19 protein-coding genes and 2 tRNA genes are annotated in these 21,875 nt (G+C 52.8%); 10 read left to right on the top strand and 11 right to left on the bottom strand.

The features are described from left to right. Positions 1-16 precede the first annotated feature (16 nt). Positions 17-2,089, bottom strand: coding sequence for an NAD-dependent DNA ligase LigA (gene ligA / locus IG82_RS0100605; protein ID WP_031933763.1), 2,073 nt, complete (start codon positions 2,087-2,089; stop codon positions 17-19). Positions 2,090-2,092: 3 nt separating this feature from the next. Further along, the gene (locus IG82_RS0100610) at positions 2,093-2,857 is read right to left on the bottom strand and encodes an outer membrane protein assembly factor BamD (RefSeq protein WP_172642843.1); all 765 of its coding nucleotides are present in this window, start codon (positions 2,855-2,857) and stop codon (positions 2,093-2,095) included. A gap of 238 nt (positions 2,858-3,095) precedes the next feature. On the opposite strand from IG82_RS0100610, the gene IG82_RS0100620 reads away from it, so the two are divergent. Continuing rightward, the gene (locus IG82_RS0100620; RefSeq protein ID WP_031933766.1) at positions 3,096-4,412 is read left to right on the top strand and encodes an aminoacyl--tRNA ligase-related protein; all 1,317 of its coding nucleotides are present in this window, start codon (positions 3,096-3,098) and stop codon (positions 4,410-4,412) included. Here IG82_RS0100620 and IG82_RS06795 read toward each other — a convergent pair. After that, positions 4,384-5,082 (bottom strand): phosphatidate cytidylyltransferase, encoded by a 699-nt coding sequence (locus tag IG82_RS06795; protein WP_052545539.1) that lies wholly within the window; start codon positions 5,080-5,082, stop codon positions 4,384-4,386. The two genes, IG82_RS0100620 and IG82_RS06795, sit on opposite strands and share 29 nt — an antisense overlap. A 5-nt stretch (positions 5,083-5,087) precedes the next feature. Further along, on the bottom strand, positions 5,088-5,792 hold the full coding sequence (uppS, locus tag IG82_RS0100630; RefSeq protein ID WP_031933768.1) for an undecaprenyl pyrophosphate synthase: 705 nt from the start codon (positions 5,790-5,792) through the stop codon (positions 5,088-5,090). 93 nt (positions 5,793-5,885) lie between these two features. Between uppS and lpdA the strand changes: the two genes are divergently transcribed. The 3 genes from lpdA (at position 5,886) to IG82_RS0100645 (ending at position 7,587) form a co-directional block, all read left to right on the top strand. Beyond that, positions 5,886-7,280 (top strand): dihydrolipoyl dehydrogenase, encoded by a 1,395-nt coding sequence (lpdA, locus tag IG82_RS0100635; RefSeq protein WP_332840767.1) that lies wholly within the window; start codon positions 5,886-5,888, stop codon positions 7,278-7,280. Between the two features lie 114 nt (positions 7,281-7,394). After that, positions 7,395-7,469: transfer RNA gene (locus tag IG82_RS0100640), tRNA-Val, on the top strand. A gap of 25 nt (positions 7,470-7,494) precedes the next feature. Beyond that, positions 7,495-7,587 (top strand) — tRNA-Ser (locus IG82_RS0100645). Between the two features lie 70 nt (positions 7,588-7,657). Here IG82_RS0100645 and IG82_RS0100650 read toward each other — a convergent pair. Next, entirely contained in the window at positions 7,658-9,697 is a 2,040-nt protein-coding gene (locus IG82_RS0100650; protein WP_156095274.1) for a hypothetical protein, read from the bottom strand. 883 nt (positions 9,698-10,580) lie between these two features. Here IG82_RS0100650 and IG82_RS0100670 point away from each other — a divergent pair. From IG82_RS0100670 to IG82_RS0100680, 3 genes are read left to right on the top strand one after another with little or no spacing between them, the layout of a single operon-like run. Further along, positions 10,581-11,063 (top strand): alanine--tRNA ligase-related protein, encoded by a 483-nt coding sequence (locus IG82_RS0100670; protein WP_052545540.1) that lies wholly within the window; start codon positions 10,581-10,583, stop codon positions 11,061-11,063. Further along, entirely contained in the window at positions 11,041-11,346 is a 306-nt protein-coding gene (locus IG82_RS0100675) for an alanyl-tRNA editing protein (protein ID WP_031933774.1), read from the top strand. The genes IG82_RS0100670 and IG82_RS0100675 overlap by 23 nt, the downstream gene beginning before the upstream one ends. Further along, positions 11,336-12,124 (top strand): helix-turn-helix domain-containing protein, encoded by a 789-nt coding sequence (locus tag IG82_RS0100680; RefSeq protein ID WP_031933775.1) that lies wholly within the window; start codon positions 11,336-11,338, stop codon positions 12,122-12,124. The genes IG82_RS0100675 and IG82_RS0100680 overlap by 11 nt, the downstream gene beginning before the upstream one ends. Positions 12,125-12,214: 90 nt before the next feature. Here IG82_RS0100680 and IG82_RS0100685 read toward each other — a convergent pair whose 3' ends face one another. The 3 genes from IG82_RS0100685 to mnmA form a co-directional block, all read right to left on the bottom strand. Continuing rightward, complete coding sequence (locus tag IG82_RS0100685) at positions 12,215-13,888, bottom strand: hypothetical protein (RefSeq protein WP_031933776.1); 1,674 nt, start codon at positions 13,886-13,888, stop codon at positions 12,215-12,217. 144 nt (positions 13,889-14,032) lie between these two features. Then, complete coding sequence (locus IG82_RS0100690; RefSeq protein ID WP_156095275.1) at positions 14,033-14,551, bottom strand: hypothetical protein; 519 nt, start codon at positions 14,549-14,551, stop codon at positions 14,033-14,035. Next, positions 14,515-15,630: a tRNA 2-thiouridine(34) synthase MnmA gene (gene mnmA / locus IG82_RS0100695; RefSeq protein ID WP_245591050.1), complete on the bottom strand. Its 1,116-nt coding sequence runs from the start codon at positions 15,628-15,630 to the stop codon at positions 14,515-14,517. Before mnmA ends, IG82_RS0100690 begins: the two co-directional genes overlap by 37 nt. Positions 15,631-15,971: 341 nt before the next feature. Between mnmA and IG82_RS06545 the strand changes: the two genes are divergently transcribed. The 3 genes from IG82_RS06545 to IG82_RS0100710 are packed head-to-tail and all read left to right on the top strand — an operon-like array spanning position 15,972 to position 18,192. Then, positions 15,972-17,264, top strand: coding sequence for a flagellar basal body P-ring protein FlgI (locus tag IG82_RS06545; protein WP_168338529.1), 1,293 nt, complete (start codon positions 15,972-15,974; stop codon positions 17,262-17,264). A gap of 26 nt (positions 17,265-17,290) precedes the next feature. Beyond that, on the top strand, positions 17,291-17,806 hold the full coding sequence (locus IG82_RS0100705; RefSeq protein WP_135958078.1) for a hypothetical protein: 516 nt from the start codon (positions 17,291-17,293) through the stop codon (positions 17,804-17,806). A 5-nt stretch (positions 17,807-17,811) separates the two neighbouring features. Continuing rightward, positions 17,812-18,192 (top strand): hypothetical protein, encoded by a 381-nt coding sequence (locus tag IG82_RS0100710; protein ID WP_031933781.1) that lies wholly within the window; start codon positions 17,812-17,814, stop codon positions 18,190-18,192. A 20-nt stretch (positions 18,193-18,212) separates the two neighbouring features. On the opposite strand, the gene mutL is transcribed toward IG82_RS0100710, so the two are convergent. Genes mutL through IG82_RS07130 form a run of 3 tightly spaced genes read right to left on the bottom strand, consistent with a single transcriptional unit; the run spans position 18,213 to position 21,866 of the window. After that, the gene (gene mutL / locus IG82_RS0100715; RefSeq protein WP_031933782.1) at positions 18,213-20,390 is read right to left on the bottom strand and encodes a DNA mismatch repair endonuclease MutL; all 2,178 of its coding nucleotides are present in this window, start codon (positions 20,388-20,390) and stop codon (positions 18,213-18,215) included. Continuing rightward, positions 20,380-21,699: a phosphoglucose isomerase-related protein gene (locus tag IG82_RS0100720; protein ID WP_052545542.1), complete on the bottom strand. Its 1,320-nt coding sequence runs from the start codon at positions 21,697-21,699 to the stop codon at positions 20,380-20,382. The genes mutL and IG82_RS0100720 overlap by 11 nt, the downstream gene beginning before the upstream one ends. Continuing rightward, positions 21,699-21,866, bottom strand: a complete 168-nt coding sequence (locus IG82_RS07130) for a hypothetical protein (RefSeq protein ID WP_156095276.1) — start codon at positions 21,864-21,866, stop codon at positions 21,699-21,701. Before IG82_RS07130 ends, IG82_RS0100720 begins: the two co-directional genes overlap by 1 nt. Positions 21,867-21,875: the final 9 nt, after the last annotated feature.

Below are 21,875 nucleotides of genomic sequence, written 5' to 3' on the forward strand. Positions count from 1 at the left end.
GGCACACGTGTGGCTTTTATGGTGGGTTTCCAAACGGCTGGGCGTCTAAGAGTGCCAAAAAGGCAGGTTCATCCAACACGTCAACGCCTAAGGCTTGTGCTTTGTTGATTTTGCTGCCCGGGCTCGTGCCCGCCACAAGAAAGTCTGTTTTGCTCGATAGGCTTGTCAGCACCTTGCCGCCCTGGCTTTCTGTGCGCGCTTTGGCTTCTTGCCGTGTCAGTTGAGACAACGTGCCGGTGAAGACAAAACTTTTGCCCGAGAGAGGCTTTTCTTGAGACGAAGGTGGGGCAGTAGGCGTGATGGTGATGTGGGCACAGATATCCTTCACACTTTGCTGGGTGGTGGGGTCTTGAAAAAAATGAATGATTTCTTGCGCCACAAGGGGGCCGATGCTGTGAATGGCTTGCAGGTCATGAAAAGCCTGGCTTTCGCGATTGGTGGCTTGCTCAAGGGCGCTCCAAAAAGCGTCAAGGGTGAGGTATGTTTCTGCCAACACACGGGCCGATACCACGCCCACCTGAGGAATGCCCAGGCTATAAAGAAAACGGTTAAGTGAGATGTGGCGCCGCGCGTCGATGGCGCGTAACAAATTGTTGACGGATAAGGGGCCCCAGCCAGGCTGGGTCTCCAGGGGTTCTGTTTTTTGGGCATTGCGTGCACCTAGCGTAAAAAAATCAGCAGGGGATGTGACCCATCCACCTTCCCAGAAAAAGGCGATATTTTTGTCGCCACAACCAGCAATATCAAACCCATCACGTGACACAAAATGTCTGAGGCGCGCCATGGCTTGCGCTTTGCAAGCAAGGCCGCCCGTGCATCGGCTGGCACTCATACCTTCCTTGCGGATAACAGGGGCGCCACACACAGGACAGGCGTGTGGAAACACAAAAGGGGTTGTGCCTGGGGGGCGATCATCAAGAAGCACGCCTGTGACCTGGGGAATCACGTCTCCGGCGCGGTGAATCGATACCGTGTCGCCTATGCGGATATCTTTTCGCCTTAATTCATCTTCATTGTGCAGCGACGCACGCGTCACCAGCACACCTCCCACATTGACAGGTTCAAGATGCGCCACAGGCGTGAGGGTGCCCAGGCGTCCCACCTGAAGGTCGATGTGCACAAGGCGGCTCAGGGCCGTTTCGGGATCAAATTTGTAGGCAAAGGCAAAACGTGGTGCTTTGTGGCTGTGCCCCAGCCTTTGGCATAACGCCAGGTCATTCACCTTGTACACCGTACCGTCAATATCAAAATCGAGGTGTGAACGCTCTTTCTCCATGGCTTGGTGATAGTGGTTCACATCCTCAGAGCTTTGGCACAGCGTTATCTGATTTGTGGTAAAGCCCCATGTGTTGAGGTGGCGTATACCCTCGTCATAGTGGGTCACCCAAGGCGATGGTGTAAAAAATCCGTGGGGACGAAAGGACAGGTTTCGCGATTTTGTGACGTCAGGGTCTAATTGGCGCATCGAGCCGGCGGCAGCGTTGCGTGGATTGACAAAAGGAGGCAGCTCTGCCGCTTCTCGCTGCTGATTGAGCATAAGGAACATCTGTTTGTCAAGATAGACTTCGCCTCGGATTTCTATGAGGGGTGGCGCCGATGTACCTAAATCATGGGGAATGCTGGACAAGACGCGCGCGCCTTCGGTGATGTTTTCCCCCCATTTCCCATCGCCCCGTGTGGCCGCCTGTGTGAGCTTTCCGTTTTCGTAAACAAGGGCAATGGATAGGCCATCCATTTTGGGTTCGGCCACCAGCGTAAGGGGCTCGGAGACCCCCAAAAAACGTTCCATCTTGCCCATAAAGTGTATAACGTCGTCTGGCTGAAAGACGTTATCCAAAGAATAGAGCGGCGCGCGGTGTAAGACGCGTTCAAAAGGGCTTGTGGGCTTGTGGCCGACCGAAGTCAGAGTGCTGGATGCGGCAAGGTCAGGCCAGGCTTTCAGCAACGCTTCTCGCTCTGCCTTGAGGGCGTCATAGGTGGCATCATCAATGATGGGGGCGTCTTGGTTATAATAAAGGTCATTATGTTTTGACAGCTCTTGATCGAGGTGTTTGAGGCGTGCTTGCGCATGCGCACGGCCCTGATTCATGGCTTAGGTCGCAGGGGCCTGGCGCGCCGCCATCACCTCTTTTCCGCGCGTGCACCACACGCTTTGAGGGAAATGTCGAACCAGGTGTTTCTGGGCCAGCTCGGCTTCTCGGGGCAAGCCTAAGGAGAGCGAACACTCTAAAATGCGGTATGTGGCCTCAGGCTCATAGCGAGAGCCGCGGAAATCGTTAAGCACCTTTTGAAAGGACTTGATGGCCGCAATGAAAAGCTTGTTCTGCTGATAAAAGCGCCCCGTGGCAGTATAGTGGGCGGCCATGTGGTTGAACGCTTTTTCTCGTTTGTTTTTGGCATCAAGGCCATAAGCGGTGGTGGGATAGCGGTTCATCACCGTTGTAAAGGCCTCAAGAGCATATTCGCTGCTTTGTGTGTCGCGATTGATGTTATCCATTTGCTGGTAATAGCCCATGGCCACCATATAGTGGGCATAGTCAGCATAAGGGTGATAGGGGTGGAGATAGAGAAAATTCTCAAACGTGCCAATGGCGCGCGTGTATTTTTTGCCCTCATAAAGAGCATAGCCCGCCATCAGCTGGGCCTTGGGCGCCCAACTTGAATAGGGGTATTGCTGTTCAACTTGAGCAAACTCATCCGCCGATTGCACGAATCTCTCTTTTTCAAGTTTATCAACGCCTGCCATGTAAATGGTGTAGAGGGAACGATCTGAATAGGGCACTTCCTTATTCTGGCATCCAGACACAAGAAGCATGCCCACCACGCAGCTAACAAAAAATCCAGAACGCCTCAACATAGTGTTGACCATGAAAGCTTATCTGTGGGTTGTCAAGCTTCAGCACCTCGTGCGGGAAAACTTTTCTAAAAAAAGCTTTGAAAAAATGCCTTTTCTGCGCACCCTAGGTGAGAGACCCCTGGTAAAGAGGTATGTGATGCTGATCAACAGCAAGAATTAAGAGAGTCATTAAATAAAAGAAACAAGTTATTTTTTATCATACACTCTATTCACCACATGGTTTAATAGATTATAGTCAATGTTTAACTTTATTATTGGCAAAAAGGTCGTTGTGCGGTTAACAAACTATTTCTGGCATACATGTGATGATCCTTCATTAACGGGGGAAACCTCTTATGCGTGGATGCGTCGTCTTTCCATGATCCATCCCTTGTCCACAGGCATCTATGCATGGTCGCCCATGGGCCTTAAGGCGTTGAAAAAGGTATCCACCCTTGTGCGTGAGGCCCAAGAAGCCATTGGTGGGCTTGAGGTTATGATGACCATGGTTCAGCCTTTACGCTTGTGGCAGGCGAGCGGGCGCGCCATCTCTTATGGCCCTGAGCTGGTGACATGGATGGATCGCAAGGGTGAAGGATGTGTGTGCAGCCCCATAAGTGAAGAGGCGTTGACAGATTTTTTCAAGGCGCACATTCAGCGCGCCTCACAGCTTCCTCAATACTTTTTTCAACTTCAGTGGAAATTTGCAGATCGGGAGACCCCAGGCCCAGGTATGTTGCGCTCTCGCGATTTTATCACGGCAGATGGTTGTTCTTTTGATGCCGATGAAAAAGGGATGCACCAGTCACGTCGGCGGGTAGTGGGCAGTTATGCGAATGTTTTTCAGCGCATGGGCGCATCAGCTGTGCTGGTGCCGGATCCAGAGAATCCCCGTGCTCACCAGGTGGTGTTACTGACTCCTGAGGGGTCGCTGGATGTCGTGTATGAAGACGAGGCTATGCACGATGCGTTGAGGCAGGGCACCTTGTATGAGGCCCAGGTTGCAGATGCGTCCACCCATACGTCGTCCTCATCGCGTACTTTTGTGCGTGGTCGCGGCGTCCAGGTGGGGCATATCACCTTGTGGGGGACATCGATATCGAACGCCTTGGGTGCGTGCGTTGATCATGATGATAAAGCCTCTTTGCCCGTATTCATGGGAAGCTATGCCATCAATTTGTCGGCTTTACTTGCCGGGCTTATCGGCCTTTTTCATGACGCGCGAGGGATTGTGTGGCCTGACTGTTTTGCCCCTTTTGCGTTGTCATTGATGGTGATGGATGAAAATCTCCGTGTGCCCAGTGATGCGGTGTATGCGCATTTGAGAAAGGCCGGCGTGGATGTGCTTTATGATGATCGCGCCGTGGAGCCCCTTGTGAAGAAAAAGGACATGGATCTTTTGGGGCTGCCTTACCAGGCTGTGGTGACGTCTCAACAACAGGTGTGTGTGACAAACCGAGCGACCGGGGAAGAAGTGACGTTGGCGGAATCCGCTTTTGTGTCCCATGCCCAAGCGGGCACATGGTCTCAGGTTTTTGGGTCCAACCTCAGCCCGCGCCAGCAAAGCTTGCGATAAAGCAACGCCAGGCTTGAGGAAAGAGCATATACACCCCCTCAAAAAAGAGCAGGGTGCCCAGCGTGCTATCCAAACGATCCCACAGGCCGCCATGGCCGGGGATGAGGTTGCTGGTGTCTTTGATGCCCAACGTGCGTTTGGCCCATGACTGACCCAGGTCGCTCAACGAGGCCACAATGGGAAGCACAAGCCCGATCAAAAGATTGATCCCTTGGAGGTGGGCGGCAAGCATCAAAAACCCCACGCCCCACATCTGGCCCGTCACAAGGCCTGAGACAAAGCCGCTCCATGTTTTGTTGGGGCTGATATAAGGCGCCAGGCGGGGGCCACCGATCCATTTTCCCCCTATATAGGCTGCGCTGTCTGTGATCCACAATGTGGACAGAAAAAAAAGAAAGAACAAATAAGAGGGCGCGGCGAACAGGGTGAGATACACGCAAAACGCCAGGGTCTGGACCAGAATCAACAGCGCAACTGTGTGGACAGCGCGTCCTTTTGACATGGGTTGCTTGATCACCTCCCAACAAAGACCCACCCACAGCACCGCAATCAGGCCCAACAAAAACACGCCGCCATAATAGATGATGGGGACACACAGCGCCAGCATCACGGCCACAGACAGCACCCGATGCTTGAGGTCGGTGCCATAAGCCCCTGTGGCGTTCGTCATAAGGGTTAGGCCGCTTTACCAAAACGCCGATGACGTTTTTGGAACGAGAAAATGGCCAAGTCTAGATCCTGCTCTGTAAAATCAGGCCAATGTTTATCTAAAAAGAAGAACTCAGTATAGGCCAGTTGCCAAAGCAAATAATTGCTCAAGCGTTGCTCTCCACTGGTGCGAATCAAAAGGTCTGGATCTGGCGCGCCGTGGGTATAGAGGTGCTGGGTCAGCTTTTCTTCGGTGATATCATCAAGCGCCAGGTCGCCCCGTTTCACTTGGGCGGCTATGTTTTGGGTAGCGCGCACAATTTCAGCTCGCCCGCCATAGTTAAAGGCCACGTGCACGGTCATGGATTGGCTGTTTTGCGAGGCCTGCTCCACATGTTCAATGCGCTGAATGAGGCGAGGCGGCAGCCGCTCTCTGTCGCCAATCACCTTAAGACGAATATCCTGCTTCAGCATATCTTCTTGCTCTTTTTCCAAGTAATGCTCAAACAGATTCATGAGGTGGTTCACCTCGTTCACGGGCCGTTTCCAATTCTCCGATGAAAAGGCATAAACCGTAATATAGGGAATGTGGCGCTTGCGGCAGGCCTCAATGATTTTCTTAACTGTGACGGCGCCGTGCTTGTGACCTACAACACGAGAAAGGCGTTTGTTGAGGGCCCAGCGCCCGTTGCCGTCGATGATAAAGGCAATATGCTGGGGAGGAAGCGTCATGAAATCAAAATTTTTACCCCACAATAACTACTAACTTTATAGGCATTTCATGTTTTTTTGTCTACAGTTCACTAAGAAATAAATGTTAAGCGGGTGATTTCGCGCGTTATGATAAAAGATGTCATTGTCATAGGAGGCGGGCCTGGTGGTTATGTGGCCGCCATTCGTGCGGCTCAGTTGGGGCTGTCAGTGCTGGTGGTGGAAAAGGAGCATTTGGGCGGCGTGTGCCTTAATTGGGGATGTATTCCTACCAAATCTTTACTCACCTCTGCCGAGGTCTATCATCAGGCACAGCATCTGGCTGATTTTGGGGTCTCTGCTGGGGATGTGACGTTTGATTTTGAGGCGATGGTGGCCCGCTCACGCCGCGTGTCTGAGCAGTTGTCCAAGGGGGTGAGTTTTTTGCTCAAAAAGCATGAGGTGGAGGTGATGTCTGGCACCGCCAGCCTTGTAGGGAAAAAACAGGACCTGTTTGAGGTAACAGTGGCAGGCAAAAAGATCCTCAAGGCCAAACATGTGATTGTGGCGTCGGGCGGGCGTCCTGTGGTGCCCCCGTCTATAGACGTGGATGGACAGCATGTGTGGACCTCGAAAGAAGCCATGGTGCAAAAACAGTGTCCCCCATCGTTGGTTGTGGTGGGTTCTGGCGCCATTGGTCTTGAATTTGCCAGTTTTTATGCACATCTCGGCGCTCAGGTGACGGTAGTGGAGGCGCAATCGCACCTCTTGCCTTCTGCCGATGCGTTTATTTCTGAATCGTTGCTCAAAGCCTTTAAAAAGCGCAAGATTGCGTGCCAATTGGGGCGGCGTTTCACCTCTGTGAAGACAGAAGCAGACGGGTGTGTGGTGACATTAGACAATAAAAAGACCCTCAAGGCTTCAGCCGTATTGCTGGCGCTGGGTGTGCGCGCCAATACCGAAAACCTAGGTCTTGAAGATCTGGGGGTGACGTTTGAGCATGGCCGCGTGGCGGTGGGCCCCGATTGTCAAACTTGTGTGCCGGGCCTTTATGCTATTGGGGATGTCACGGCGGGGCCGTGGTTGGCCCATAAGGCCAGCCATGAAGGCATCTTGTGCGCAGAAGCTATTGCTGGCCAACGACCCCATAAGATGAACGTGCGGGCGATCCCGGCGTGTGTATACAGTGCGCCTCAAATTGCCAGCGTGGGCCTTACCGAAGCCGAGGCCAAGGCGGCCGGCCATCAGGTGAAGGTGGGCCTGTTCCCTTTTCAAGCGAACGGCAAAGCCTTGGCCATGGGGGCAGGGGATGGTGGCATCAAAACCCTTGTGGATGAAAAAACGGGTGAGATTGTGGGCGCCCACATGATTGGGCCCGGGGTGACCGAGCTGATTTCAAACATCGCCCTGGCCATGACAGGGGAGCTCACCGAGGCCGAGGTCTTGCACACGGTGTTCCCGCACCCCACCTTGTCAGAAACGCTTCATGAATCGCTCTTGGCGGCCATGGATCGCGGCATTCATTATTAACGCGGTCCTTTCGCGGGCGGGTGGTGCGGCTGCAAGGCATGCGCGTCCATCCTTGGCAAAAAATCCGGTCTCAGGGCTTGAGTCTTTTGAAGGCGTGTGGCAGAAAGAGAGGGCGGGCGTATAGCTCAGGGGGAGAGCACTACGTTGACATCGTAGGGGTCATAGGTTCAAATCCTATTACGCCCACCAGAGATAGGTGGTCTGTGCCCACAGGGGAGAGGTGGCCGAGTGGCTGAAGGCGGCGGTTTGCTAAACCGTTATACGGATTTTCTCCGTATCGAGGGTTCGAATCCCTCTCTCTCCGCCATATTTTCTTGCTATTCTGCGTTCGTAGTGTGTGCGTTTTCTGGCACGCGTGTTTCTCATTTTCTGTGCGGTCAGCTCTTCTGTTCAGGGTGGGTGATAGCCTCTTTATAGGCATTGAGCTCTTCACACGCCAGGATGTTGAGGGTGTGGATAAGAAAAGCCTTCGCATCGTCTTCTTCCACAGTATGGAGGCGTATTGGCTCGCCGTAGACAAACGTTGAGGAAGGGGCCTCTTGGTCTTTTGAAGCGTGTGGTTGTTTCACATAAAAAGGACCCGCAGTAAAGGCCCCCCAAGGCGCTTTACCGTCAGGCTCCCAACGCACCGTCAATGCATAAAACTGTGCCTTTTCCTGTGCCTCTTTGCTTGCTTCTGAAGGGGCAGAAAAAGATTCTGTCACAGCAATGGTGGATTTCACCTGAAGGTTACCATGAAGCGCAAGCCACGAGACATGATGGAACCCATCGATGATGGTTGAAAAGGCATGTTCTGGGGGCACACTGTTAAATGTTATGCTGTCCTCATCATCGTCATCTGAGAAGGTGGGCACATCGTCAGATGGTAGGCTACCTCCGTCATCGCAAAAGTCTCTTTGCTGTTCCTCATAGATATCTTTCAGGATCACCCTGGGCAGGCATGGCTCTGCAGCGCGCAAAATGTTTTGGCAGTAGGGGGCAAAGGCTGGGTAACGCTTGGCCAAACGCCACACCATCAGGGGCTCTTGCTCCAGAAACCCAAAGATATTCCACCACATCTCAAGGGGAAGATAAGCGGACAACACCTTGTGCATGAACCTATCCTCAGCTGTGTGAGAATGATACTTTGCAGGGGCCTCAAAATAATCTTTCACGTTTTGTTGTGCGGTTGGGTCACCTTTTTTTATGATGTCTGCCGTAATGCCCAACTGTTCAAGGAGATAGTTATACATAGAGTCGGTGAGGACTTTTTTTGTAGGGTCGATGAGGTCATTTTTTAGCAGAGCAAGGATGGCGTCTTGGGAATTGGCCGCCTCCTTGCTTTCCTCCTGGCTTTGTTTCTCCTTGTCTTTTGTGGGCTTCTGTTCAGATCGTTGAGTCACAGTGAGGCGATAGGCTTCAAACGTTGTGGGCATCTTATATTCTTCAGATAAGCGCGCGGCGGTGTGACGGTCCAGGGTGAACATGGAAAATTTTTTGGCGACAGGTGAGGCAACAGGAGCGTCAGGTTTTGGTTGCTTTTCGTGCGGCACATAGACACAATCTCCCCCCCAAAGCTTTCCGGGTCGTGGCACATAGTCAGCCCAGCCCACCTGGTCAGGAAGGTGGCTATATTGAAACAAGGGCGGCTCCATCATCACACGATCTTCGCATACAAGACCTTTGGGAGCCCAGAGATAGGGCTTAGGGAGATAATCATCACCCCCAAAACAGGAAATAGCCCGTAAGTGAGGCAGATGATCGTGTGCGGGCGCCAGGCTGAGGGGCAACCACATGACGTTAGACCTCCAGGATAAAAAGGTCACGGTTTCAAGGTGAGGCATCTCACCAAACGTGGGAAAGCCTTTATAAAGATCAATCTCACGGATCCCAAGATTCATGACCAGAGGGGAAGATAACGTCAGGTTGCTGGGAGATAGGGTGTCTTCCCCTATATGAATTTTTATGTCACAACGCCAACGGGTAGACGAAGAGTCGGGTGACCCTCTCCATGTAATAAGATGTTCTATGGCTTCAGGCAATGTGCGGATCCCAGCTTCGGGCACAGCTTCTATTTGCAAAAAGCCATCATCAAAATGTCCGCGTAACAACGCATAGGTGTCACAGGACCGACAACTGCTCAGGATGCCAACCTTCCCCTCCTTCTTATAGGTGACGGTAAAACTCAAAGGATACAGTTCGTCAATCGTCGTGTGGAGGTGACGGTTGCGTTGGGTGCGGGCGTCTGTGGCTGATACATCACCTGTGTTCATATTCTTCTTGATATACGCCATGACATCTTGTTGTGCAGGCGTTGGGGTGAACGGCGGTGATTTTGGTAAAGCCTTGTGCGGGGAAGGGCTATCATCAGGGTCCATGGCGGATAAGAAAGAAGAGGTCCACACGACGATCAGCAAAAAGGAGACAAACAAGGCCATGATCTTTATCCTGCCTAGGCTGTTCATGGAGGCGCTGGGTTTGTATGTTAGGGAAAGGGTTGTCATGATTGTCATGGTGACCTCACGCTATTTATGATCTTTTCATTGTGACACAAGGGGTTCAGGGCGACGGGTCGGCGCCACGAAGGGCCGTTTGGGCTGTGCACCGGTTGGCTGCCTTTCACATGCTGCCTCTTTTTTGTTTGCGTGTATGGCCTGTGCCGCGTGCATGCCGAGGGGCGAGATTTTCGCCAGCTTTTTCACCCCCCGTGAGGCCTCATGCCGCGACACATGCCGTTTATCTTACCATCCCCCACACACCCAAACACATCTCACACACCCAACACACATGCCCTCGTCACACTGAACACACACGACTCCACAGTTATCACTTAACTACACGATTCCACACAAACACTTCACATACATAGCTTCACCAAAGCCACCCACATACCACGCTAACCTCACCAACACACGGACCAAAAAACACCACAAAAACAAATAGATATATTTTATCGTAAATAAAAAACATTTTATGTCAAGCTTTTTTGTCAAAACGTAAAAATTATATCAAAACCTATGGATAAGCGTATGAATAAGAGTTATGGATCGGGGTGTGGATAGGGTATGGATCAAGGGCAACGATCTGTAAAGGAGGGAATGTGGGGGGCTGTTGGCATCAAAAGTCTTCTGCACAAAAGGGAGGGCAAACCCCATGGAGAAAACGGGGATAATCTGGGGATAAAAAGTGTGTTTTTCCCTCGTGAGAGGAGGTCTGTGTGCTCGTGATCCTTGTGTATGGGTGCTAGCCTGGCGCTTAACTCGTGCCTTATGGTGAGCTCAGGCTTTGCCAAGGCACACCAAGGACTGAAAGGAGCCCAAGATGACGACACAGCCAGATAAACAGCAACCTGCACAGCCAATGGGCCCAGCGATGGCGACACAGTTGATGTATAGAGAGGCCCCCACCTGTTTGGAAGCCTCAGCCTTGGTGATGGCCTGTGACACCGATGTGCGGGGGCCGTTTGTGGTGGTGGATCAGACGGTGTTTTACCCGCAAGGCGGCGGCCAGCCAGCTGATCAGGGAGAAATACAAGGGGCAGACATGTCTGCTTCTGTGGTGGATGTGCGCTTGGTGGGCGGGCGTGTGCACCACTATCTCGCGCCCAGAAGTCCAGGCGATGGGCTTTCACCGGGTCAAGCGGTGCGTTTGAAGGTTCATGCCGCGCGGCGCCATCTTCATGCGCGTTATCACACGGCGGGGCATTTTGTGGCTGCCTTGGGTGAACGTTTGTGGGGCCTTCAGGCCATCAAAGCGCATCAATTTCCAGGGGGAAGCTTATGTGGCGTGGGACGGCGTGTGTGAGGTGCCCGATCTGGCCGCTAGAATGCAAGAAGCCCTTGCAGGACATGAAAATCGCCGGGTCACCACGCGCGCCTTGCAGCCAGCAGATGTGGCCGCGCTGCCTTCATCCTTGGCGTTGCCTGCGGACAAAGCGCTGTGGGTATGCGTGATTGAGGGCTTTCCGCCTGTGCCCTGTGGCGGCACGCATGTGGCGTGTGTGCACGACATTGGGTTGATTCGGATCACATCCTGTCGTATCAAGAAGGGGCAGACAAAAGCGTTTTATAACCTGGATGAATGTTAAACAGCTGATTGATACACGCACTGGGTGGACCTACACCCTCAATGTGTCGGCCATGGTGCTGGAGGTGTCCTCTGAGGCGGCTCATCGCCAGCATCGTCTCAAACTCCACCATGCTGACATGTTAGCGGCCCTGTTTGCCCATCACCCTGAGCCTGTGTCTTATGCGCACCTCACGTCTGTGTTGCTCAAGCGTCATATGGTGTGCACGGATGATACCCGCCTTCATCGCAAAATGTCAGCGCTGCGGCAAACGCTTCACCACGTGCGCCCCGGGCTGGGTGACATGATCACCAACATACGCGGTGTGGGGTATGGGCTGCCTGTTTCGGTGAAAGAGCCGACGCCTGATCAGCGCCAGGCAGGGATGCGGTTCAAAAACAAAACCCTTCAAGACGTGGTGACCCACCTGACCCTTTATGCTGAAGCCTCGCTGGAGATGGCAAAGCAATGCCCGTTTCTCAAAAGGGAGGAGGGGTGGATCTTGGATCGCCAACCGGTTATTCATGACGTGGCGGCCTCTCTCACGCGGTTGGCAGACGATGCACACAAGGTGCGCCGGGTGCTATTACAACACCCCCATGATGTGGTGATGCTGCGCATTGAGGCGTCTCTGGCGTTATTGGGCACCTATATTGGGCTGGCGCGGATCAGCGAATTTGCCATCACCCATGCGCAATGGGCGGCGTGGCACAGGCAAGAAACCCAGCGGGTGATTGACCAGCTTGTGCACCTTCTGGCATGGGCCGAAGAAGAGGCCCCTATTCCTGAGAGGTCTTAAAGAGCCGCTCTTGTGCGATGCTGTGCGTGATAGGCCAGTGTATCCCCTCTTGCTCTTAAGAGGATGGCTCTTGTCAAGGGGCGTTGGTTGTTAGCAGGAACCCTCTTTGAGGAGAGAAGGGTCAACTGCAGGGTGGGCAGGCATTTTATCCTGCGAGGTTTTCTCTGTCCGCGCTGTGTCTTTCGATGCGTCTTTGCGGGCATGGATGTGTTGATGACGAAGGGTTTGGGCCATCAAGGTGTTCATGATGTGGGTTAAGAACGCCCTGACATAAGATGTGCCTTCATACATTTGGTGAACATTGATAAAGTCTTTGCCCTGAGAAGTATAGTTTTCTTGTGCTAAGGCCTCTGTGTAATAGGGTGGGTGACCTTCCCGCACCAAGTCATTTTTGATATAGAGAGGTCCTAAAGATAAAGTCATGGCAGGCTTATCTGGCTCAGCTTGTGACCACACAAGGGTCAGGGCAAAGCCTGAGGCCTTATCGATGGTGGCCTCATCTGAAGCGGTGTGAGAAAACACGGGCTCTACCTCAAGCCGGCCAATCATTTTGTGTGTAGTGCCTTGTGACGTAACCTCTATGGCGTTTTCCCAATAAAGGGGGGCTTGAGAGGTGAGGTTTTTGCATTCACGACATCTTTGTGTCAAAACGCTTTGCATATCTCCAAAGGGAGGTACAAACGCAGGGAAATCTATTTCTTTTTGCCATTGCCAAGCCTTGGGTGGTGTTTTATTAAAGATGCGGATAGCCGTGATGACAGGATCAGCAAACGTTTTTGTCACCTCAAAAAAGGTAGGGACTGGTGGGGCATCTGGTGCTCCCTTTTTTTCAGTAGGAAGGAAGTGCAGGCGGCACGGCGTCATGGGCATCTTCCAACTTTTCTCTAAAACCAGGGCTGTTGCCTCATTGCAGGCCACGATGGGAAAGCGGTTATAGAGAGGCCCCTTTTTGGGTGAATGATTGGGTAGACCGCTTGTGAGGCTGTCACCCCCGAATACATCATCTGGCAAGCCGCCTGGCAAACCACCTGGAAAACTTTCTGATGCATCGTCTGAGGTCGGGGTAGGAAAGGCGTGCTTGGATTCATCATACAGCCCCGCCCAGCCTTGTTGCCCATCAATATGGATATATTCCAAGATAGGATGACATGACATCACGGGTTTTCGGTCGGCCAGTGCCTGGGGCACAGACAAAAGAAACGGATCATGAACAGTAAAAGACAGGGTGCGTAGTTTGGGGAGTGTTGCTAACCCTTCAGGGAGATGGGTCACCCCAGCAAGGTGGAGGTTAAGGGTGACGTGCGTGACATCAGGCACATCGCCTAAGGTGAGGGGATAGATTTTTTCATCCACCGTGATGCTGAGATGTTGGATGTGCTGTGCGTGCAAACATAAAGGGTGGTTTCCTTTTTTCACATGAATAGTCAGCCTTAAGGGGTGTTCGTTTGAGATGTGGGTGCGAAACTCACGGCACGCTTCATCAAGAGTGCGCGTCTCTTCTGTGAGCTTATGAAACGCGGATGTGTCAACAAAACGAGATTGAATTTCATGTCTTGGGTGTGTGCTGGGCAAAAAAAGCACCGTTGCAGGCTTGATCTCCAGGCCTTGGGCATTCAGGGTGTGTGTGGGGCGAGCGTCAAAGGCGTAAAGCAGGGGGTCAAAGGCCTCCAACGTGTGAAGCATGGTTTCGCCGGTGGCAGTCAGGGGCGAAACAGCATAAAAGAGCCCCGTCAAAAACGCGACCATGCCAAGAAACAGGTGCATAACTGTCAACCTACGCGATAAAAGCTGATGATAGGACAAAAAATGACGATTTGTCAAAAAGCATGGATTCCGTAAACACAGGCACAGGCCAGGGACAGCATAAGAGAGCGGCTATCTGGCCCCCAAACGGAGATCAGCGCTCAATTAACGTTCAATCCGGCGATAGCTGGCAGATTCGCGGGAGTCAAAAAGGGAGGTGAGGAAATCTTTATCCCGGCAGGCCCGGCGCACGGTTTCACAGCGCGCTCGCCCTTCGATGCTCTTTTCCTTAAGTTCGGCCAAGAAGCGTAAGGTTTGCTCTTCAGGGAAGGGGCTTTGCCCGCGCTCAACAAGATATTTAAGGGCCGCATATTCCACGCACCGGTCTTTGGCATTTTCACAAATGCTCACCACCTTGCCGTCACTCGGGGCATTGAGGGTGCTGTGGATCAAATCTTTGCAGGAAATGGAGGGTTTTAGGGGAGCGGGTGGTTTTTGTGTGGGCGGCTGCTGTGACGGGAGCTTGGCTTTTTGTATCAACAGCTTGGCCAGGGCGTGGGTGGCTTCAGGGGGCATGGGTGGCTGAGGAGGAAAGGCATAAAGGCCGTGCGGGCGGGTAAAGCCCAAGGGGTCAAGAGTGTAAAGAGCTAGGACGCATGCCCATAGACAGGTTGTGCGGAACATAAAAAGGGCTCCTGTTTTTTGATGGGGTGTTGATGTGTTGACTGGATCCAGCCGCCGCCAAGAAGCAGATCATCGTCATAAAAGACGCACGCCTGGCCCGGGGCCACGCCCGCCTCGGGCTCTCTTAACGACACTAAGGCTGTGTGGGTTTTGGCATCAAACAGCGCGCGCGCCTCATGACACGCGCCTGATGAGCGCACCTTCACCGAAAGGGTGCGGCTTGTTTGCTCGCACGGATCTAAAAGCCAATTGACCTTTTCAAGGGACAAGGCGTGGCAAAAGAGGGCTTCTTTAGGTCCCACGCGGACTTCATGGGTTTGGGGGTGAATATTCACCACAAACAGGGGTTCATTTTCATTCAGGTTCAATCCACGCCTCTGGCCAATGGTGTAGTGGGCGATGCCTTGATGTGTGCCCAAATGGCGCCCATCGATATGGGTGATGGGCCCCTTCACAAAGGCCTCTGGCGAGGTTTTGCGGATAAAGTCATCATAACGTCCGCCGCCCACAAAGCAGATATCCTGGCTTTCCTTTTTTTCTGCTACGCACAAACCCAAAAAATCGGCCAAAAGACGCGTTTCTTTTTTATGCAGCCCCCCTAAGGGAAAGCGCAGGTAATCCACCTCTTCGCGCGTGGTGGCAAACAGGAAATAGCTTTGATCTTTAGCCGGGTCAAGGCCGCGATAGAGCCGGGGACCCTTGGGGTTTTGAATGCGCTGGATATAATGGCCCGTGACAAGGGCTGCGCACCCAAGCGTTTGGGCATGGCTGAGAAGGTCGGAAAATTTGACCGTTTGGTTACACAAAACGCACGGCAGGGGCGTTTTTCCTTCGGCATAACTTTGGGTAAAGGGTTTGATGACAGAGGCGTGAAAACGCTGCTCATAATTGAGCACATAGTGGGCAAACCCCGCGCCAAAGGCCACTTTTTGCGCATCGGCAATATCTTTGCCCGCACAACAGGTACCGGGCCGATGTGATGATGTGCCGCCATAAAGCTTGAGGGTCAGCCCCACTACCTGATAGCCAAAAAAAGACAGGGCCGCTGCCGTCACGCTTGAATCCACTCCCCCCGACATGGCCACCGCCACGGGAGCGCACACAGAGGGGTCGGGCAAATCAAGAGATTGGCGAAATCGCTGGAGAATATCGCGCACCAAAGGATCGGGCGCCTTACATGTGGCCTGCTGAATCATAAGAAGACAAGAAATGCCAAGGAATAAAAGACAACCTATAGCAAAAGGTTTAACAGAAAAAAAGGGCCAAGAAAAGGCCCCGTGCTCCAAGGGTGTTTGCGCCTTTATGTCAACATGCGTATGACGAAGCGGTAAGAGAAAGGCAAAGGTTTTTCTTTTTTTTAGGAAAAAATAAAAAGAGCTTGTCTACACTGGCCCCGTTTGACAAAGGATCAATGCGTGGCATGTTTCGACTTTTATGCGTAATGGCATTGTGGTGGCCGTGGCTGCACGCGGATTTGACCTATACACGCATCAAGGATATTTCCCACGTGGAAGGCATTCGCCACAATATGTTGGTGGGGTATGGCTTGGTGGTGGGTCTCAATGGCACGGGCGATACGTTAAGGGGCTCGCCGTTCACAAAGGCAACCCTTATTTCTATGTTAGATCGTTTGGGTGTGGGAACACGCCTTGATGGCGGCGGTAATACTATCAACACACGCAACGTGGCTGCCGTGATGGTGACGGCTAAATTGCCCCCTTTTGCCAGGCAAGGGTCTACCATTGATGTGGTGGTGTCGGCCATGGGTGATTCTAAAAGCCTTAAGGGAGGCACTCTTCTGGTGACGCCGCTGTTGGGCGCAGACAGTGAGGTCTATGCTGTTGCCCAAGGCACCCTGGCCAGCAGCAGTTTTTATGCAGGCGGGCGTTCGGGCACATCTGTGACGCGCGGTGTGCCGACAGCCGCTGTGATTAGCAACGGCGCCATTGTCGAGCGCGAATCTCAATTTTCTATGACCAATATGGATAAATTAAATTTATCGCTGCGCATCCCCGATCTCACCACCGCGCGCCGCATTGAAGAAGTGATTAATGAGAATATCTCGCCCAAAATGGCTAAGGCCGTGGATTCAACCACCATCACCCTGACGATTCCCAAGACGCATCAACCTCATTTGCTGCATATTTTGTCAGATATAGAAAACCTTAATATTGTGCCCGCCCAAACGGCCAAAGTGATTCTTGATGAGCGCGAAGGTGTGGTGGTGATTGGGGATACGGTGCATATCAGCACTGTGGCCGTGTCTCATGGTAATTTGACGGTGCGCATTCAAGAAAGCTTCAATGTGTCACAACCCGATGCGCCCATGGCTTTTTTTGGGGGTGATGTGAATCAAATGAGTGGCGCCCCCACAGGTCCGGGCGGAGCCGGTGGCACGGGCGGAGCCGGTGGTGCTGGGACTGCCGGTGGTGCAGGCGGTGGGGCGCCTGGTGGTGCAAGTGGCGGTGTGAATCAATCTGTGAGCAACACCCAACAAGGGCCCAAAAACATACGGACGGTGATTACCCCTGAATCAGATGTGGATGTAGAAGAATCGCCCCCTAAAAAAATTGCGATCATTCCTTCCAGTGTGCGTTTGCGCGATTTGGTGGATGGGTTAAATGCTCTGCAACTGCCTGCCAGTGACTTGTCATCCGTGATTCGTGCCATCAATTCTGCCGGGGCGTTGCATGCCCAGCTTGAGATTTCCTAATGATGTGGTGCCAAGGTTGTTGGGTCATGTTGCTGGCGCTGCTTATGTGTGAGCCTTTGTTACGTGCGGATTATGCCGCAGACAGGGAGCAAGGGCAGCGCAGCGATGCCAACCGAGATGCACGGGCTGAGCAGCGCAGAAAGCAAGCCCAAAGGCAACGCGCCAGCGGCGAGCAAAGAGGTGGCGCGGGCTACAAAAGACAACGCATCGATGATGAGGATGATTATGAGGCCTATCCACCCAAGCGTCGTCAACCGCCACCGCAGAATCGATCTTATCGGTATGATGACCGTGATCCGCAACCGCCCAGGTATAGACAAGATTACAGGCAAGAAGGTGACAGAGGATATGCATCAAGGCCTGCGAATCGTGCGCCGGCGCCCCAAGCGTCGCAACAATCGTCGCGTGACGTGGGGGTTAAAGAGGCTGTGGCCATCGCCCTGGCCTTAGAGATTTTGGCAAAAAGCAGCAACGAAAACAGCGCGAGCGAAACGCCTGCCAGCACTACAGAAACGCCCCCAGCCGAATCAGCAGGAGAATAAACATCATGATCTCGTCATCGCCTCTTCCTCATCTCACGCCCCATGACTATGAAGTTGCCCACAAAAACCCGCTCTATGATCAGCAATTTCGGGTGGATAGCCGTCAGGCGTCTCAAGACTTTGTGGCCCATATGGTGGGTCAATTGATGGACAGCTTGTTTGAGGCGATGGTGTCTAACCCTTTTGATGACCAGGAAGCACCGCATTCATCATTGGCGGTGATGAAAGAGCCTATGGTCACAGCCTGGGGGCAATCTTTGGTGGAGAGCGGTCAGTTTGACGATCTGGTGGATGACATTCAGAAAAATGTGATGGCCGGGCAGCGTCTTGAAAAGGCTCAAGCCTCCCTGTTGCCGATGCCGTTCACTGTGGATGTCAAGAGTTAGTGATTACCAGCGCGCCCGTCTTAGTGTCGGCCGAAAAGGCGGGCGATCTCTTGTTTGGTTAAGACGATAGACGTGGGTCTTCCATGATTGCATTGCCCAGAATGGGGCGTGGCTTCCATGGTGCGTAAAAGATGATTCATTTCATCCAGAGAAAGTCTGTGGTTCGCCTTAATGCTGTTTTTACAGGCGTGATTTCCTAACACCACACAAAAAGCACGCCAAAGATGGTGGTCAAGGGCTGTTTTTGGATGGAAGCCTTGTGCCTGCGTGGCAGAAGAAGAAGGCAGACCGTCTGAAGGCGGATGCCTGTCCTGTGCGTTTTGTGGGCCATGGGCTTTGTGTTCATCATGAACTTCCTGCTCCCCTTGAGTTTCGTGTTCATCCTGTTTCTCCCAGGCAGATTCTTGTTGCATATCGTGCATCAGCGCTTGGGCAAGGTCATCCACCCACAGGCTTCGTTTTTTGTGCTGTAAAAGGGTGGGCACGCTATAGACCATCACATGCTCAGCATCTTGGGGCTCAACGTGAAGTCCCCAGGCTTTGAGGGGGCCCTGAACGTGGGTCAGGGCTTTGACGGCTGGCGCTGTGAGGGTGAGAAGCTCAGGAATAAGCAAGGCCACCGGTTGGTTGTGCGTCAGCTCTTTCTTAATACGTTCATAGGTGATGCGTTCATGCGCTGCGTGCTGGTCAACAAGCACCAATCCAGCTTCGTTTTCAGCCACAATATAGCTGGCATGAATTTGGCCCAGGGCGCGCCCGAGAGGTCGGCGCTCTAGGGGGAGATCAGACTGTACAGTTGAAGTGGCTTTCACAGCAGATGACGACGCGGGGACTGAGGCAAGAGAGGAAGAGAGAGAAGGCAAGGGTGACGGTGAGGGGGATGGTAGTGAGGACGATGAAGAGGGAAGGGGTTGTTTCCCTGAAGAGGGTAGAGACTCATCAAAAGCGTGTGGCTCTTCGGCCACCTTCATAAAAGAGGGCACCGGAGGCGCAGAGGATAGATGGGTTTTTTGAAAGGAAGAATTCTGCAAGGTAAGATCCTGAGAAGCAGGCGACGTGGCCGCCAGAGGCACAGAGGGCGTGTGAGCTTCTTGAGGGGTACGTGTCTTGAGGGGTGGCTGCGTCGTGGCTGCCTTTTCTTTCTGCATCAGCAAGGCGGTGGGGGCTGTGGACTGTTGGCCCAGCGCTTGGTGAAGGGGCTGGGAGAGGGCGTTGATAAGCCATGATGTCAAAAATTTAGGTTCTGCAAAGCGCACTTCTTCCTTGGCCGGATGCACATTGACGTCAATCTTTGCCGGGGGGAGGTCAAGAAATAAAACCGCCCACGGAAAACGACCTGCGGGCACAAAATCTTGAAAGGCAAGCTTGAGCGCCATGCCCATCACCTTATCTTGGACCGGGCGTCTTTGCACAAAAAGATATTGGTGTTGCCTTGTGGCGCTGTGGGAGGTGGGGGGTGCGATCAATCCCGTTAGGTGATAATCTTGAGCGCATTCATCAAGGCGGCACAGCTGTTCAGCCGAGAGGTCAGGAAAAAGGGGCGGCACGCGTGCGGCCAACGCGTCATGGAAAGGCATGTCAGCGGGGCCACCTTGCTGCTGAAAAAAAGAGCGCCCTTCAACGGTGGCGTTGAGCGTGAGATGGGGATGACATAAGGCATAGCGTGTCAGCATAAGCTTGAGGCCAAGGCGCAAGGCCCGCTCTGATTTGGTAAACTTAAGGCGCGCGGGCGTATTATAAAACAAATCGCGAGCGGTGATGGTGGTGCCCACCTCGCGTTTGACGGGCTTGACGGATGATGTATCGGCATCAATGGCAACCCCTGTGTCTTGGGAGGCGATGCGCGTATGGATCGTCAGGTGTGAAACAGAAGCCAGGGCAGCCAGCGCTTCGCCCCTGAAGCCAAAGGTGTGAATATCCCACAGATTGTGTGAACTTAGTTTGGAAGTGGCGTGTTTCACCACCGCAAGAGGCACATCTTCAGGTGATATGCCTTGGCCGTTGTCGGTCACACATATCTCGGCATATCCCATGTTGGTGAGGCGGACATCAATGCGCGTCGCTCCGGCGTCGAGGCTGTTTTCAATCAACTCTTTCACCACAGAGACGGGATTATCAATAACCTCACCGGCAGCGATTTGGTTAATCAATGTGTCGGGAAGTTTTTTGATTGTGGGCGGCGTGGGGTTAAGAGACATGACGTTTATAGGCTTCTGTGTCCGTCAAGAAGCGTTTAGCAAGCACCTTCACACTATCCACCGCAGGTTGCGTTAACGGGTTCACACCAATAAGCTCAGCAAACAACAGCACCTCAAGGGTAAAGTGGGCAAAAAGCGCCCCCATAGACAGCTCGTTCAGGGTTTTGACATAGATATGGCGAAGCGGGCATCCGTTTTCGCTCATGACATGAGCGGTGGCCGCTTGTTCAGCATGCATCAAGTCTTCGATGGTGGCGTTGGCCAGAAAATCAAGCTCGGAAAATGCCTGCCAAAGATCGGGTTTGATTTTCTCACGGGGTTTGTTTTTCTCAGAAAAGAATGTAAAAAATTTATCCCGCGGGCCATCCAGATAGAGCTGGAGCTGGCTGTGTTGATCGCACGGGCCTAGGGCTGTGATGGGCGTAAGGCCTTGCTGCTGTTTGCCTAAACTTTCAGCCACCAATTGACGCAGCCACTGAGACAAGGGCACAAAGGCATCGCCATAGGGCATGATTACATGAGATGTGATGGATTTTTCATATAAGGCATGACTGAGCGCCGCACCGCGCAGAGGGTCTGAATCGCGCTCCTCAAAAAAATGTTTCAAAACCAGCGCCCCTCCGTGCCTGACTTTGCGTGGGTCGCCCCCCACCATAATCAGAGGCAAAAGACCGACAATGGAAAAGCACGAAAAACGTCCCCCAATGTGGGGCGGGTGGTTTAACAGGGTGAGTTGATGAGCCTTGGCGATGCGGGCCAGCGCGCTTTTTTCTGTGGTGACAGCGGTGAAGTTGGTGCTGATTTCTTGGGGGGTGAGCAAATCTTTCCAATATTCCAAACAGCGCATCAATAAAAGAAGCGTCTCAGGTGTTTCCCCCGATTTGGAAATCACCAACACACCCGTGGTTTTGGGGTTGAGGTTAGACATCAGCTCCCAAAAAATTTCTGCATCAAGGTTGTCAAGAAAATACATGAAGGGAAAAGATGAATCTGACATCACCCATGATTGGAACAGCGAACACAATGCGCGCCCCGAAAGACTGGCGCCGCCCATACCAATCACCAAAACGTTGCGAAAACGGCGATAGAATGTGCCGATGGCGTTGAAATTTGAGATGTCATCGCGCCAAAACACAGCTTCTAGCATTTCAAGATAGTTATCTTTGCCTTTTGTTTTCAGCGTTTCCACCGCATCACGCGCCAGACCAAAGCTGCTTTTATAGTCTTTTTCTGAAACGATGCCCTTTTTAAAGATGCTGGCGATGTCTTGCCCATAATAGGATGGTTGGGAGGCAGGAGGCGTTAACATCAGCGTTTCTTCCCTTGTACCGCCTTCGGTGGCGCATCAGGTTCTTGCGGGGGGCGTTCGTCCACATGGGGCGGCGTGGTCAGCAAGGTCTTATCAGGGACAAAGGTAGACGACGAGCATCCTGTCAGCAAAAATAGCGCACCACCCAGGTATAAAAGAGACCACATACCCCTATT

This window comes from Candidatus Hepatobacter penaei, assembly GCF_000742475.1.
In the GTDB taxonomy this organism is placed as follows: Bacteria; Pseudomonadota; Alphaproteobacteria; order Holosporales; family Hepatobacteraceae; genus Hepatobacter; species Hepatobacter penaei.

What these genes read in the sequence shown, in the direction of transcription:
- ligA (WP_031933763.1), bottom strand. Translation starts at nt 2,089, where the DNA reads ATGAATCAGGGCCGTGCGCATGCGCAAGCACGCCTCAAACACCTCGAT.
- IG82_RS0100610 (WP_172642843.1), bottom strand. Translation starts at nt 2,857, where the DNA reads ATGTTGAGGCGTTCTGGATTTTTTGTTAGCTGCGTGGTGGGCATGCTT.
- IG82_RS0100620 (WP_031933766.1), top strand. Translation starts at nt 3,096, where the DNA reads ATGTTTAACTTTATTATTGGCAAAAAGGTCGTTGTGCGGTTAACAAAC.
- IG82_RS06795 (WP_052545539.1), bottom strand. Translation starts at nt 5,082, where the DNA reads ATGACGAACGCCACAGGGGCTTATGGCACCGACCTCAAGCATCGGGTG.
- uppS (WP_031933768.1), bottom strand. Translation starts at nt 5,792, where the DNA reads ATGACGCTTCCTCCCCAGCATATTGCCTTTATCATCGACGGCAACGGG.
- IG82_RS0100650 (WP_156095274.1), bottom strand. Translation starts at nt 9,697, where the DNA reads ATGGCCTTGTTTGTCTCCTTTTTGCTGATCGTCGTGTGGACCTCTTCT.
- IG82_RS0100670 (WP_052545540.1), top strand. Translation starts at nt 10,581, where the DNA reads ATGACGACACAGCCAGATAAACAGCAACCTGCACAGCCAATGGGCCCA.
- IG82_RS0100680 (WP_031933775.1), top strand. Translation starts at nt 11,336, where the DNA reads ATGAATGTTAAACAGCTGATTGATACACGCACTGGGTGGACCTACACC.
- IG82_RS0100685 (WP_031933776.1), bottom strand. Translation starts at nt 13,888, where the DNA reads ATGCACCTGTTTCTTGGCATGGTCGCGTTTTTGACGGGGCTCTTTTAT.
- IG82_RS0100690 (WP_156095275.1), bottom strand. Translation starts at nt 14,551, where the DNA reads ATGTTCCGCACAACCTGTCTATGGGCATGCGTCCTAGCTCTTTACACT.
- mnmA (WP_245591050.1), bottom strand. Translation starts at nt 15,630, where the DNA reads ATGTCGGGGGGAGTGGATTCAAGCGTGACGGCAGCGGCCCTGTCTTTT.
- IG82_RS06545 (WP_168338529.1), top strand. Translation starts at nt 15,972, where the DNA reads ATGTTTCGACTTTTATGCGTAATGGCATTGTGGTGGCCGTGGCTGCAC.
- IG82_RS0100705 (WP_135958078.1), top strand. Translation starts at nt 17,291, where the DNA reads ATGTTGCTGGCGCTGCTTATGTGTGAGCCTTTGTTACGTGCGGATTAT.
- IG82_RS0100710 (WP_031933781.1), top strand. Translation starts at nt 17,812, where the DNA reads ATGATCTCGTCATCGCCTCTTCCTCATCTCACGCCCCATGACTATGAA.
- mutL (WP_031933782.1), bottom strand. Translation starts at nt 20,390, where the DNA reads ATGTCTCTTAACCCCACGCCGCCCACAATCAAAAAACTTCCCGACACA.
- IG82_RS0100720 (WP_052545542.1), bottom strand. Translation starts at nt 21,699, where the DNA reads ATGTTAACGCCTCCTGCCTCCCAACCATCCTATTATGGGCAAGACATC.
- IG82_RS07130 (WP_156095276.1), bottom strand. Translation starts at nt 21,866, where the DNA reads ATGTGGTCTCTTTTATACCTGGGTGGTGCGCTATTTTTGCTGACAGGA.